The sequence below is a fragment of the Bradyrhizobium sp. USDA 3256 genome (genome assembly GCF_054058275.1).
In genome coordinates, this window is record NZ_JBSSAE010000002.1 from 2032091 (window position 1) to 2046504 (window position 14414).

General features: G+C 61.0%; 9 protein-coding genes and 1 pseudogene. 6 read left to right on the forward strand and 4 right to left on the reverse strand.

Annotated elements, in window-relative coordinates:
- Positions 1 to 53: 53 nt before the first annotated feature.
- The 5 genes and pseudogenes from ACVWY5_RS11130 (at position 54) to ACVWY5_RS11150 (ending at position 9130) form a co-directional block, all read left to right on the forward strand.
- Positions 54 to 2292, forward strand: a pseudogene (locus ACVWY5_RS11130) (peptidase domain-containing ABC transporter).
- Positions 2282 to 3628, forward strand: coding sequence for an HlyD family type I secretion periplasmic adaptor subunit (locus ACVWY5_RS11135; RefSeq protein ID WP_028331584.1), 1347 nt, complete (start codon positions 2282 to 2284; stop codon positions 3626 to 3628). The pseudogene ACVWY5_RS11130 and the gene ACVWY5_RS11135 overlap by 11 nt, the downstream one beginning before the upstream one ends.
- On the forward strand, positions 3628 to 5661 hold the full coding sequence (locus ACVWY5_RS11140; protein ID WP_028331583.1) for a tetratricopeptide repeat protein: 2034 nt from the start codon (positions 3628 to 3630) through the stop codon (positions 5659 to 5661). Before ACVWY5_RS11135 ends, ACVWY5_RS11140 begins: the two co-directional genes overlap by 1 nt.
- Before the next feature lie 322 nt (positions 5662 to 5983).
- On the forward strand, positions 5984 to 8194 hold the full coding sequence (locus ACVWY5_RS11145) for a glycosyltransferase WbsX family protein (protein ID WP_028331582.1): 2211 nt from the start codon (positions 5984 to 5986) through the stop codon (positions 8192 to 8194).
- Positions 8195 to 8206: 12 nt separating this feature from the next.
- Complete coding sequence (locus tag ACVWY5_RS11150; protein ID WP_028331581.1) at positions 8207 to 9130, forward strand: glycosyltransferase family 2 protein; 924 nt, start codon at positions 8207 to 8209, stop codon at positions 9128 to 9130.
- 83 nt (positions 9131 to 9213) lie between these two features.
- Here ACVWY5_RS11150 and ACVWY5_RS11155 read toward each other — a convergent pair whose 3' ends face one another.
- Positions 9214 to 10374 (reverse strand): glycoside hydrolase family 71/99 protein, encoded by a 1161-nt coding sequence (locus tag ACVWY5_RS11155; protein ID WP_028331580.1) that lies wholly within the window; start codon positions 10372 to 10374, stop codon positions 9214 to 9216.
- Positions 10375 to 10543: 169 nt separating this feature from the next.
- Between ACVWY5_RS11155 and ACVWY5_RS11160 the strand changes: the two genes are divergently transcribed.
- On the forward strand, positions 10544 to 11512 hold the full coding sequence (locus ACVWY5_RS11160; protein WP_028331579.1) for a hypothetical protein: 969 nt from the start codon (positions 10544 to 10546) through the stop codon (positions 11510 to 11512).
- 102 nt (positions 11513 to 11614) lie between these two features.
- On the opposite strand, the gene ACVWY5_RS11165 is transcribed toward ACVWY5_RS11160, so the two are convergent.
- The 3 genes from ACVWY5_RS11165 to rfbA form a co-directional block, all read right to left on the reverse strand.
- Positions 11615 to 12163, reverse strand: a complete 549-nt coding sequence (locus ACVWY5_RS11165) for a hypothetical protein (RefSeq protein ID WP_050387058.1) — start codon at positions 12161 to 12163, stop codon at positions 11615 to 11617.
- A 257-nt stretch (positions 12164 to 12420) separates the two neighbouring features.
- A complete protein-coding gene (gene rfbB / locus ACVWY5_RS11170) occupies positions 12421 to 13488 on the reverse strand; it encodes a dTDP-glucose 4,6-dehydratase (protein WP_028331577.1) in 1068 nt (355 codons plus the stop codon).
- Complete coding sequence (gene rfbA / locus ACVWY5_RS11175) at positions 13478 to 14389, reverse strand: glucose-1-phosphate thymidylyltransferase RfbA (protein ID WP_018270712.1); 912 nt, start codon at positions 14387 to 14389, stop codon at positions 13478 to 13480. The genes rfbB and rfbA overlap by 11 nt, the downstream gene beginning before the upstream one ends.
- Positions 14390 to 14414: the final 25 nt, after the last annotated feature.

The following is a 14414-nucleotide window of genomic DNA, read 5'->3' on the forward strand; positions in this document are numbered from 1 at the left end:
AGTTATATCTCGCTGGGGACCGAACCTTGCGCAGTCGAAACTTCGAGGCATCCATGACCAAACACCTCTCGCTCGTCGGCGCACCTTCGGTGGAGGCGCTGCCACCTTCGGGCCTCGCTTGTCTCGTCATCGTGGCAAGACAGCATGGTTTGCATCTGACCCCGTCCCAGCTGATCCACGACAACCTCCTGGGCGATCAGGAAGTCACGCTGGCCGAGCTTTTGAAGTGCGCGAATTCCTCGGGCATGACGGCAAAGGCCGTCACGCTGGACTGGAAGGGCCTGAGCCATCTCAAGAGGGCGCTGCCGGCCATTGTTCGGCTGCGCGACGGCAGCCACATGGTGCTGCTGCGCCTCGAAGGCGACGAGAACAGCTCCCGGGTGGTCCTGCAGGATCCGAATGCGAGCGAGGACGCGCTGCTCGTCATCGATCAACCGCGCTTTGAGGACATCTGGTCGGGCGACGTCGTCATGGCCAAGCGCGACTATGAGATTTCGGACGAGACGCAGCCGTTCAGCTTCGGTTTTGTCGTCGCCCTGGTGTTCCGCGAACGGCGCATCATGCGCGACGTCGCGATCGCGGCGCTGGTCCTGGGCTTCATGGGGCTGGCACCGATCATGTTCTGGAGGCTGCTGTCCGACAAGGTCATTTTCTACAAGGCGTACAATACGTTCTACGTGCTGTGCGTTGCGATGCTGGTGATCATCCTGTTCGAGACGGCGTTCTCGTTCCTGCGGCAATACCTCGTTCAGAGCTTGACGGCACGCCTCGACGTCAAATTGTCGACCTACGTGTTCGAAAAGGTGCTCAATCTGCCGATCGATTATTTCGAGCAGAATCCCGTCGGCCTGATTTCCCGGGACATCCGCGAAGTGTTCCGGATCCGCGGCTTCCTGACCGGGCAGTTGTTCGGGACGGTCCTCGATTCGACGACGCTGATCTTCTTCCTGCCCGTCATGTTCTTCTTCAGCCCGATCATGACGCTGATGGTCCTGGGCTTTGCCGCAATGATCGTGGTCTGGCTCATCCTGATGCTGCCCGTGTACCGGAGGAGCTCCTCGGCGGTTCTTGCCGCCGAAGGCGCGCAGGGGGCGTTTCTGATCCAGAGCCTGAACGGCATGAGGACCATCAAATCGCTGGCGCTCGACACGCGCCAGCGGCACATGTGGGATGTGCTCGTTGCGCGCGCCGCCAAGGCGCGTCTTGCCGAAGGCATGACTGGAAACGCGATCCAGACGCTGGTCCGTCCGCTGGAACGGTTGGCGGTCAGCGCTCCCTATGCGCTCGGCGTCTACCTCGCCGTATCGAGCGGCGATCCGGTCTATGTCGGGGCGCTGTTTGCCTTTCTGATGCTGTCGCAGCGTGTTGCCGGCCCGCTGATGAAGATGGCCCAGCTCATCAACCAGTATGACGAGGCGCGCACCGCGGTCACCATCGTCGGCAATCTGGTGAATCAGCCGCCGGAGGAGGGGCGCTCCGGCCATGGCGTGCGGGTTCCGCTGAAGGGTCTGATCGAGTTCTCCGGCGTCACGTTCAAGTACAAGGGCGCGGTGTCGCCGGCGCTGAACAATATCTCCTTCGAGATTCCGCTCGGCACGACGCTCGGCGTGATGGGCAAGAGCGGCTCGGGCAAGACCACGATCACGCGGCTGTTGCAGCGCCTGCACTCCGACTATGGCGGGTTGATCAAGGTCGACGGTATCGATGTTCGCGAATACGATGTCGACCATCTGCGGCGCAACGTCGGCGTCGTGCTGCAGGAGAACTTCCTGTTCAGCGGCACGATCCGCGAGAATATTGCTGCGGCAAAGCCGGACGCGACCTTCGACGACGTCGTCAGGGCGGCGCGATTGGCCGGCGCCGAGGAATTCATCGACAAGCTGCCGCGGGGCTACGAGACCTACGTCTACGAGGGGCTCCACCAACCTCTCCGGCGGGCAGCGCCAGCGCCTCGCGATCGCGCGCGCGCTGATCGTCAATCCGCCCATCCTGATCCTGGACGAAGCGACCAGCGCGCTCGATGCCGAGAGCGAGACGATCGTGAATGCGAACATTTCGCGGATCGCGCATGGCCGCACGCTGATCATCATCTCGCATCGCCTGTCGTCGCTGACGAAGGCCGACGCGATCCTCGTGCTCAATCGCGGCGTGGTCAACGATATCGGTCGCCACGAGGAACTTCTGGAGCGAAACGACATCTACAGCTCGCTCTGGTACCAGCAGAACACGCATCTTGTTCCGACGGGCCGCAACGACAAGCCTAACTTCAGGAGTCCGACCCTTGTCTCCTAATCAAGCTTCGCTCGCGACCGTTCGCCAGTTCCAGTCCGAAACCGACGCCATCCGCGAGGCGCCCGAGCCGATGATGGCCCGCGCGACCCTGTTCGTGCTGTCGGCGCTGCTGGTATCCATCGTGGCGATCATGTGCCTGACGCGCCTCGATCGTGTGATCACCAGCGTCCGCGGCAAGATCGTTCCGGTCGATCAGATCAACGTGCTGCAGGCCCTGGACCCCTCGATCATCAAGACGATCGATGTCCGGGAAGGCGAGCAGGTCGACACGGGGCAATTGCTTGCGACCCTCGACTCGACCTTCACCGCGGCCGATGTCACCCAGTACAAGCTGCAGATCGCGAGCCTTGAGGCGCAGGTTGCCCGTGACGAGGCCGAATTGTCCGGAAAGCCGCTGTCGTATGGCGACGCCAAGGATGCCGATGCCGCCCGGTACAACGCCTTGCAGAAGGCGCTCTACGACCAGCGCATCGCCCAGTACGGCGCGCAGGTGACCAGCTACGATTCCAAGATCAGCCAGACCGAGGCGACGATCCTGAAGGCGAAGAAGGACGACGAGCGATATGGTCAACGCGCCGAGATCGCCGGCAAGATCGAGGACATGCGCTCGACCCTTGCCGAAAGCGGCAGCGGCTCCAAGCTGAACCTGTATCTGTCGCAGGATACGCGCCTGGAGTTACTGCGTCAGATCGACAACACACACAACACGCTGCTGGAGGCGCAACACCAGCTCGACTCGCTGAGGGCCGATCGCAAGGCCTTCATCGAGCAATGGAACGCGCAGCTGAGCCAGGATCTGGTCACGACGCGCAACAATTTGGATACGTCCCGGGCATCCTACGACAAGGCCATCAAGCATCAGGACCTGGTCCGGTGGACGGCTGCCGAGCCCTCGGTCGTCCTCACCCTCGCCAAGCTCTCGGTCGGATCCGTGCTGAAGCCGGGTGATCCCTTCATCACGCTGATGCCGCTCAAGACGCGGCTCGAGGCGGAGATCCAGGTGTTGTCCCGCGACGTCGGCTTTATCCGGCCGAATGACCCCTGCACGTTGAAGGTCGATGCCTTCAACGCGGCGGAGCACGGCACGGCGCAGGGCAAGATACGCTGGATCAGCGAAGGCGCCTTCACCACCGACGACGACGGAAAGCCCGTCGACGCCTATTACAAGGCGCGATGCTCGGTCGACCAGACCAACTTCACCAATGTTCCGAAGAATTTCCGCCTCATCCCCGGCATGACGCTGCAGGGTGACGTCAATGTCGGCACCCGTTCGGTGGCGATGTATCTGCTCAGCGACATGCTGCGCGGCATGACGGAAGCGATGCGCGAGCCATGATGGAGTCTGCGAGGTCCCTGCTCGAGTTGTTCCGTCCCGACTCCTCCCGTTCAGACTCAAAGCAGTTTGAACGGGGACTGGAGGCTTACGAGAACGGGCGATACCTTGAAGCCTTGCGCTCTTGGCGGCTTGCCTCGGGGGCGGGCAACCCGGAGGCGGATTACCGGATCGGGCTGCTCTATGCGAGGAACGAGGGCGTCATCGGCAGCATTCCGGACGCGGTCGCGTGGTATGAACGCGCCGCGCTGAAAGGACATCTGGATGCGCAATTCCAGCTTGGCCTGATCTATCTCAACGGGGTCAAGGCCACGCTCGGACCGAACAGGCCCGAGATGTGGCGGCAATCCACTGCGGCCCGTCTCGGCGACAAGGCGATCAACCTCCACGATCTGGTTTTCCCGAACGGGATCGGCGTGGCCAAGGACGTCGATGCCGCATTCCTCTGGATGTCGGTGGCGGCGGAAGCCGGCAAGGCGGAGGCGCAATCGATTCTCGGCAACATGTACGCCAACGGGCAAGGGTGCGCGCGGGATCACGCTGCTGCCCTGCGCTGGTATCAGGCCGCGGCCGAGCAGAAAGCGGCGTCCGGCGAATTCGCGCTCGGCGATGTGTATTATCAGGGCCGCGGCGTTCCCGTCGATTTCGCACAGGCCGCGATCTGGTATCACAAGGCCGCCGAGCAGGGCCATGTTCGCGCACAAGTTGCGCTGGCTTTCATGTGCCTCAAGGGTACCGGGCTTCCCGAAAATGTCGAAGAGGCCGCACGGCTGTTCCAGAGCGCCGCTGCCCATGACGATACGATCGCGCTCTACAACATTGCGCTGTTGCGGTTGAGCGGCAAAGGGGCTGTCAAGGATCTCGACAGGGCCGAGACCGCATTGCGCAAGGCGGCGCGGAAGGACTACCTGCCGGCGGTCCAGGCGCTCGCCGAGTTCTATGCGCTCGGGACTGCCGCCGAGCCGGATCTGCGCGAGGCGGCGTATTGGTACGAGAAGGCGGCCGAGCGCGGCGATACGCAGGCGCAGTTCTTGACCGGACGCTTCTATGCCACCGGCACCGGCGTTCCGCCCAGCATCCGCCAGGCTGCGAAATGGTTCGAGCGTGCGGCGGAGGGCGGCCATGCCACGGCGGCCCACAACATTGCGGTGTTCTATCTCAATGGCAGGGGCGTGGCGCGCGATGTCGCGACTGCGATCAAGTGGTTCGAGCGCGCGTCCGAGGGAGGCATTAGCGCCGCAGGCGTGCAGCTCGGTCGGCTCTACTCGGCGGGCAACGGCGTGCCGCGCGATCAAGCGCGCGCGGCGGAGTGGCTCAGCAAGGCGGCCGACGGCGGCGATGCCGATGCGAAGATGGCCTATGCGATGTTTCTTATCCAGGATGAACCGTCTGCGGAGCGTCTTGCGCAGGCACGTGCGCTGCTGACCGACGCTGCCGAGGCCGGCCATCCGTCCGCGGCATTTCAGCTGGGCGGGCTTCACATGGGAAGATCCGGCGGCGCCGTCGATGTTCCGGCCGCAGCCCAATGGTTCAAACGTGCGGCAGGCGCCGGTCACGTCGAAGCCCAGCACACTTTGGCGCTCCTGTATTCCGATCCCAAGAGCGGCCTCAAGGATCCGCAGGCCGCCGCCAGCTGGATCGTCAAGGCTGCGGACGGCGGCAATGCCGCGGCGCAGTTCAAGCTTGCGGTGATGTATTGCACCGGGCAGGGCGTCGAGCAGGACCTGGCCAAGGGCGTCACGTGGTACGAGGCGGCGGCGCGCCAGGGGCACACGACGGCGCAATACAACCTTGCCGTGATGCTCGGCCGGGGACAGGGGCGCGATGCCGATCCGGCGAAGGCGGCCGAATGGTTCGAGGCTGCGGCGAAGCAGGGCATGGTCGAAGCCCAACTCGCGATTGGCGATGCACTGCGCGCCGGCGACGGCGTCGCGCAGGATCGCGATCAGGCGTTGCACTGGTATCGACAAGCGGCACAGCAGAACAACGAAGGCGCGCGACGTCGTCTGCAGGCAATGGGCGAGAGCGTTGGCTGAGATTGTTGGAGGCGGGCTTCGTACGCGGTCGCAGATGCTGAGCCGCGGCTTTGTTTTTAGGCGCGAAGGCGGCGAAGCAGGCAGCTTCGCGTGACAATCTGGGCAGAACTAACGATGGCTTTCATATCGACGACAGAGAGATTGCGTTAATGTGGCCATCGCCAACAAATACTCATTGTGGTTGTGTGAAGTTGACTGATAAGCATCAGGTCACGATCCGGGGCAGGCTCGAACGGCAACGCGATCTCGGGATATCGATCTTCCGCACGGCTGATAAAGAAACTGGAACCAGCGTTAGACGTTGGTAGGAGATTGAGAAGCGATGAACAAGATGGTGGAACGGAGCGTCAGGGATACGAAGGATATGTTGCCCGTTGCCAGTCCGGTTCAGCAGGACGATCAATCGCAGAGCGTATTCCTGGATCCCGATGTCAGCGATCTCCAGTCGGGACCGAGACTGCGTGGTGCGATCCTGGAGCAGTCCGGGCGAGTGATCTCCGGCTGGATCGTGGATGCGCAGTCGCCTGCATCGACCGTTGCGATATCGCTCTTTGTTGCTTCCCACTGTGTCGAAGAGGGACGGACGGGCCGATCGGTGCCGGCCAGCGTCGGTCCGCACACAGTGATCGGGCGTCCCGGATTTCGCGTCAACCTGTCCACGCCAGGCATGCGCCGTCGTCTGGCTCGCGCCCTGAAAAATACGCTGCTGGAAGGCAAGCCTGTGCAGATCTACCTGCGCATCAGCCTCAACGACGGCGAATATTACGAAATACCGCTGTTCGAGAAACTCGAGTCGAACGAGGTGGTCGTCGCGCTCGGCTTCTCCACCGACGATTACGACGATCTGTTGTTTCCGAACAACGACAAGAAATTTGTTGCCGCCATGGCAGGCGCCGCCTCCGTGAAGGAGGTGCGCTACGTTTGCTTCTACCTGCCGCAATTCCATTCATTCGCGGAGAACGACCGTTGGTGGGGTCCTGGCTTCACCGAATGGACCAACGTCTCCCAGATGCGTCCGCAGTTTCCCACGCACCAGTCTCCGTGGTTGCCCGCGGATCTCGGCTTCTATGACATGAGATTGGTCGAGACTCGCCAGCAACAGGCAGACCTGGCTCGCCGTTACGGCGTCCACGGCTTTTGCTATTACGCCTACTGGTTTCAAGGGCGAAGATTGCTGGAGCGACCGCTGCGGCTTTTGCTGGAGGACGGAGAGCCGAACATTCCGTTCTGCATCTGCTGGGCCAACGAAAACTGGTCACGCCGATGGGATGGTTCTGATACCGAACTCCTGCTCGGTCAGAACCACTCCCTCGAGGATGATGTCCGCTTCATCGACGATATGGCCGATATCTTGCTGGATGATCGCTACATCACGGTCGACGGTCGCAAGATCCTTCTCGTCTACCGTCCCTCGCTGATCCCGGACAAGGAGCGCCTGTTCCAGACCTGGCGTGTGCGTGCAAGGCAACTCGGCATCGGCGAGCTGCTGATTTGCAATGCGATGACTTTCGGCGAGTTCGATCCACGAGAATTCCATTGCGATGCCGCCGTGGAATTCCCGCCTCATACCGTCAATGCGCGGGAGCTGAGCCGGGCGGAGGTCGAGACGCCGCCGGATTTCTCCGGCAAGCTCTACGACTATCTCGAAGCCATGCGCTCGACGCTTGGCAAGGTCTATGAGTTTCCGTTCTTTCCAACCGTGATGCCGCGCTGGGACAACACGCCGCGCAAGGGCTCGCGTGGACATGTGTTCGTCAGATCAAGCCCTGAGGCATTCGAAGTCTGGCTTCGTGAGGCGACCGAGCGGGCGCGCCGGAGTTCTTTCGAACAGCCGATCGTGTTCATCAACTCGTGGAACGAGTGGGCCGAGGGAGCCCATTTGGAGCCGGACTCGCGTTTCGGCCGTGCCTATCTCGACGTCGTCAGACGGGTGTCTGCCGGCGAGTCGATCTCGGCAGAACTGCGCGCGAATTCTGCCCTGCTGGACTGCTTGAGCAGGTCGGAGCTCGAGCAGACGATCAAGAGTGCTGCAGTTCATGTCGAAGTACTCGCCAATCTGCAGCGCAATGAAGTCGCGCTCACCGGATTCCAGAGCATTCGCGAGGGCTTGCCGGTCGAAATCGAGGGAGCCATCGCAAGTCCGGATGGCTCGATGTTCGTGATCGAGAACATCAATTCGCAAACGGAGGAGCGCGTGGTGGTGGACCCGCGCTACAGAGTGCTGGTCCGAGGATGGGTTTTTGCCAAGGATGGCTTCGAGCCCTTGAGAAACCGCATCTCGTTTCTGGTGTTGTCTCCGGAAGGAGAGGCGAACGCCGGCAAGAGCGGGTACTGCCTCGTCATCGATTGGCACGAGCGAATGGACGTCACGGAGTATATGAAGGCGACCGCTCGCGAGTGCTGCTTCGGCTTCGAGGTCAGCTTCATGCTCAAGGGACTGCCGGACGGAGAGTACAGGCTTTCGATGCTTGAGGTTGGCGAAGGAGAAAACCTGCTGGTTGGATCAAGCCATTCCCTGGTCGTTCGGCATTGAGTTGAGAGTCCTATGTTAGCCAGCGTGGTGATTGCTTGTTACAAGCACGAGGCCTATCTCGAGCATTGTCTCGAGACGGTCTTCGACCAGACCTATCCCAAACTCGAGCTGATCATCGTCGACGACAATTCGCCGGACAACAGCTTCCAGCTGGCCGAAAGGCTTCTGAAGCGGAAGTCGTTCGCAAAGCGTTTTGCATCATGCAAATTGCTCAAGAATCCCACCAACATGGGAGCGCACTTTACCTGGAATCGCGCGCTGTCCCTTGCAACGGGCGAGATGCTCTTCCTGCTCAATTCGGACGACGCCTTTTCGAAGGAGCGGGTCGAGACATTTGTCGGCCGCCATGGCGCTGAAAAGCTGTTCTTCGGCTTCTCCGCGATCGAACCCATCGACGAGAACGGGAAGTCCATCAAGAGCTTTCAGTTTCCGGCGCGTCTCAGATACGCAACGAGTCAAGCGGTAAGCTCCGATCGCCCACTGTCGTGGTCCTTCCTGGAGTCGCAGATAGCCGCCTCGACGGGAAATTTTGTGTTGAGCGCCGAACTATTGCGGCAGGCTGGGTGGTTCGCGGACCTCAAATATTGTCACGATTGGGAATTCGCGCTGCGAGCGATCACGATCGTCGAGCCGAAATACGTGGAATCCGATCAGTACATGTATCGATTGCATGCGACCAACAGCTTCCGCGGACTAAGTTCGGTGGCCGAAAGCGAAACGCGGGCTTGCATGCAAAGTTATTCGCTGCGCGCGATGACGTCCAAGCCACAGAACGGGACCTGTCTCAGTCCGCTGAACATGGGGGACGCCTTCTACAAGCTGATCAGGAATTATCCGAACTTCCGCTTCTGGATGCGGCAGCTCTACGCGCCTTATCTTGCCGAGCACAGGACCGTGGAGCTGAACCAATGGACGGTCCCGGCTGAATGGCGCTAGCACAACGCGGCTGACGCCAGATCACGGCTGACGCCAGGCCGCAGCTGAACAAGCTCACGGGCGTCAGCCTCACAACATCGGAGCTAGCAAAGGTTTGGCCTTTGCGTGGATTGGGTGTCTTTCAGGACCTTGCGCAAGGCCTCCAGGCGCTCGGTCTTGCAGGGCAAGGTGGGGACAAGCCATCCGCCTTCGTCGTTTTCGTTCCAGGCATAAATCAGGATCGCAGGAGACTTCATCTCACCCGGCTGGGCAGCTCTCCATTCGATCGAGCGACGCAGATGATCCGACAACTCCAGCCCGGTCGGCGCAATGAAGAAGTTTTCCATTCCCACGCCCGGGCGCTGCTTGGCTTCCCAGGGCACTGGGCGTTCGATGCGTGGACGGCGGTCCCAGCCGGTCATCACGGTGGGGATGACGGGAAGGCGGCTTTTGGCTAGTTCATTCCAGTCGCGCTCTGCGCCGCGCGTGAGGTCGGCATACGAACCACGGACGCTGCCGTAAACGCCGGCATAGGAGCTGACCGCATCGGCAGTTAGAAAGGCGCCCTGTTCATTGAGCAGTTTCTTGTCGCCGGTGAGCACCAGGTACGGATCTCCGTGTCCCGCGGCCTTTACCCGCGCTCTGAATTGGTCGATCTGGGCTCGAAGGTTCTCGATCCCGCCCCATCGCTTCTCAACGTCGGCAACATGTATGAAGCCGAGAAAATACAGCGGTCTTCCGCCCGCTACTTTCAGGTAGTTGCTGTCGCCCATGAGCTTGACGTGTTCGTCAATCAGCGGGCTTACCTTGTCGTGGGAGCCCCATCGAGGGAACTCGGTAAAGATGCAGTACGAGATCTCGTTCTTGATCGGGCTTTCCCTGAAGACTTTCAGAGCCCTCGACATCGGATCGGCGGAGCCGTAGGCGACAAAGGCCCAGTAGTCGATGCCCGCGAAAACGGCCTGCTTGATTTCCTTGTCGATCGTTTGTTGCGTGATCTCTGGAAAGGCAACCTCACTGCGGCTCTTTCCGGTGGTTTCCTTCGCAAAGAATGGAACTCGCCAATGGTACTGCTGGGGAGAGAGCGATGTTTCAACCGCCTTGGTTGGCGTTGATCCGGGAGCATACCAGGCGTCCCACCGCAGCGCGCCCACCAGAGGCCGGTCGGTGCGCGCAGCTACCTGCTTGGCGGCGAGGGCGCGCGTAACCGTATAGCTAAGGGCTCCAGCTGAGCCCAGGGCCAGGAACAATCGTCGTGTCAGCATCTTCGAGCGCTCGCCGTTGTTTTCCCAAACATCCTGTTGATTCTCTTCAAAAACGCCCTAATGATCAACTGACAGTGCGGCTAATGATGGGCCAAACTTTTTCTGCGCGATGAGCTTAGATTGGCTAAAACCAGTCGATGTTGATTGCAACGCACAGGGACCGTGTTTGATGCAGCTGGTTGCATGGGAAAATGAATCTACGGCGATTTGCGATCGCATCCGGAGCAGCCGTGGAGCGCTCAAGATCGTCCTCAAGACCAAGGATGATCCGTTTTTCCTTGCGGATTGGGTGGACCATCACAGGAAGATCGTGGGCGACGCGAACCTGATCATTTTCGACAATGGATCTGCCGACAGCAAGGTCTTGTCGGTTTACGAAGAGCTGGGGCCGGACTTGCTGATCGCGAGCTTCGGCGGATTTCACAACAATCTGCACAATCCCAAAAACTTCGAGGAACTGTACGCCAGCCTGTCGGCTTCTTCCGATTTCCATTGCTTCCTGGATACGGACGAGTTTCTGGCGTTCTATGATGGCGAGCGCTTCACGAGCGACGCTTCGATATTGCGTCACCTGAACGACAATGAAGGTGGTGCGTTTATCCCATCGACCTGGCTGTACAACGCGCCTTCCTATCGCGACAGGATGTTGTGCGGTACCGATTTGGGCACGCTCCGCAATGGCCTCACCTGGGGCAAGCCTTTGATCCGCTCGGCTGCCGCGCCTTTCTCGGGAGAGGTGAATCACAACTGCCAGATCGCCAAGGGAAAGAAGGCGCCGGCGCCGTTGTTTGGATTTTTCCTGCTGCATATGGCGACCTTGTCGCCCGCGCAGAGGATCCGCGCCAATCTGAACAAGCTGATTGCCCGCGGATTCATGCAACGCGGGGACTCCGTCGAGAAAGTGTTGGAGCGGGATATATCGCGAGCGACAGAGAACGAGAAGCTGTACGTGACCGAGATCAAGCGGATGCTCTCTCTTCGGGAAGACCGCGGTCCCGAGACGGCTCCCTTGGGAACGGGGTCGATGCGAATTGACCAGTCGGGCAAAGTTGAATTTGCGTCGCCCGCCGAGGAGCGCGTCTTTGCCGAGTTCGCTGCATCCTTCGACGCGCTATGCGCGCAAACGCTGCCTTCCTGAGGTTGGATCCGGCTGCTTTGTCGGGGCATTGCCGCCCTGAACGCTCAGGCGGCAAGCCATGGTGCAACGTCGCCTTCGACGTCGGTCGGGAGAGCTCGCCGGTTAGGACGGCTCTCCGCTGAACGACTGCAATATGGCTTCGGCAGCATCTCTTTTCGCAAGCGGCATGAAGAACGACATGTCGCCGGCCGTCGCAATTTCGCGAGCGATCTCCCTTACGCAGTGATAGGCGGGGCGAGAGCTGAAGTCGTGCATGCCGATGATTGCAGTCGGGCTGCAGTGCAGGACGATCTGGGCGAAGCATGCGACCCTGAAACGACCGTCGACGAGATACAGGTCAGCATCGGCGCTTTGCGGCGTTTTCCAGATGGTCGAGTGATAGTCCGGCCAACGCGGCTTTGTTGACGGGTCAACCGGGAAACCCCAATCGCCGGTCCGTCCGATGTCGATGAACGTCAGATGAGGTTTCGTACGAGCCGAGGCGCAAGCACGATCGACCTGATCCAGCCAGTCCTGTGAGGAATCGATGGACAGTATCGAGTTCGTGACATGCTTTGATGCGATGACCGTACTTCCGCCGGTTCCGAATTCGACGTAATCGCGGCTATTTCTCACAAACGACAAGAACAGTTCCGCTTCTTCCCGCGACATTCTTGGTAGCAATTGAGGTCTCCTCCATGTTGCAGCCCCTGGGACAATTTCTCCTCACCGGGGGCGTTGGACGTGTCTGATGCCAGCACGTCCTTGCATCTTCAGGCCGCGTTGCAGTTCATCAACGCCAACTCATGATCGCCGAGGCCTGCATCCCTGCACCCGATCGGCCGGACATCTTCCGGCCGAGGGATATTCCGCAAGTCCCACGATGATCGGCGCTGTCACCGTTGCTGATGATCCGCGGTGATCGGCGGCTACTGGTTCAGGCCGACGCGCTCCACCTTGTAGCCGCCCTCCAGGATGGCGCGCCACCAGGGTTGCTCGTCGACATACCAGCGCACGGTCTTGGCGATGCCGGTCTCGAAATTCTCCTCGGCGCGCCAGCCGAGCTCGGTCTCGAGCTTGGTGGCGTCGATGGCGTAGCGGCGGTCGTGGCCGGGGCGGTCGGCGACGAAATTGATCAGCCGGCGGCGCGGGCCTGCTGCGGCCGGCACGACTTCGTCGAGCAGGTCGCAGATGCTCTCGACCACGTGCAGGTTGGTGCGCTCGTTGCGGCCGCCGACATTGTAGGTCTCGCCGACCTCGCCGCGCTCCAGCACCAGCGTCAGCGCCTTGGCGTGATCCTCGACGAACAGCCAGTCGCGAATGTTCTTGCCGTCGCCATAGACCGGCAGCGGCTCGCCGGCGAGCCCCTTGATGATCATGTGCGGGATCAGCTTTTCCGGGAAGTGATAGGGGCCGTAATTGTTGGAGCAGTTGGTCACCAGGGTCGGCAGCTCGTAGGTCTCACGCCAGGCCCGCACCAAATGATCGGACGATGCCTTGCTGGCCGAATAGGGCGAGTTCGGCGCGTACGCCGTGGTCTCGGTGAACAGCCCTTCGTCGCCGAGTGAACCGAACACCTCGTCGGTCGAGATATGCAGGAAGCGGAAGCGGTCGCGCTTCTCGGGCGAGAGCGAACGCCAGTGGCGCAGCGTCTCCTGCAGGATCGTGAAGGTGCCGACGATGTTGGTCTGGATGAATTCGCCGGGGCCGTCGATCGAGCGGTCGACATGGCTTTCCGCGGCAAGGTTCATCACCGCATCGGGCTGATATTTCTCGAACAGCCGACGCAGGTTCTGCGCCTCGCAGATGCATGCCTTCTCGAAAGTGTAGTTCAGGCTTTCGGCGGCGCGGGGCAGCGAGGCCAGGTTTGCCGCATAGGTCAGCTTGTCGATGTTGACGACGCGGGCGTGGGTGTCGCGCAGCAGGTGGCGGACCACGGCGGAGCCGATGAAGCCGGCGCCGCCGGTGACGAAGATCGTCGATCCCTTAAACCGCATGTTTGAATACCTCCGCCGCGCGCGGCTCGCCGTGGAATGAGCGGTAGACCGACAGCAGGTACTCGCCGTAGCTGCTCTTGGCGGTCTTCTGTGCAACCCTCGCGAAGGCTTCGAGCGAGATGTAGCCCTGGCGCAGCGCGATCTCCTCGGGGCAGGCGATGCGCAGGCCCTGACGCTGCTCCAGGATCTGGACGAAATGGCTGGCTTCGACCAGCGAGGAATGGGTGCCGGTGTCGAGCCAGGCAAAGCCGCGGCCGAGCACCTCGACATAGAGGTCGCCGCGTTCGAGATAGGCCTTGTTGACGTCGGTGATCTCGATCTCGCCGCGCGGCGATGGCCTGATGCCCGCCGCGATGTCGACCACATCATTGTCGTAGAAGTAGAGGCCGGTGACCGCGACGTTGGATTTCGGCCGCTTCGGCTTCTCTTCGATCGACAATGCCCGGCCGGTGCCGTCCAGCTCGATCACGCCGTACTGTTCAGGCGCGTTCACGACGTAGCCGAACACGGTGGCGCCTTTCTTGCGGATCGAGGCGGACGACAGCATGCTCGGCAGGCCGTGGCCGTAGAAAATGTTATCCCCTAACACAAGGGCAACAGAGTCATCACCGATGAAGTCGCGTCCGACGATGAAGGCGTCGGCAAGGCCCCGCGGGGTCTCCTGCGTCGCATAGGCGAACCGGACACCCATCTCGCTGCCATCGCCGAGCAAGCGCTGGAACAGCGGCTTGTCCTGCGGCGTGGAAATGATCAGGATATCGCGGATTCCGCCCAGCATCAGCGTCGACAGCGGATAGTAGATCATCGGCTTGTCGAACACGGGCAGCAGTTGCTTGGAGACGACTGTCGTCACCGGATAGAGGCGCGAGCCGGTGCCACCGGCAAGGATAATGCCTTTCATGGTCCCTCACAATTTGACTATCAGA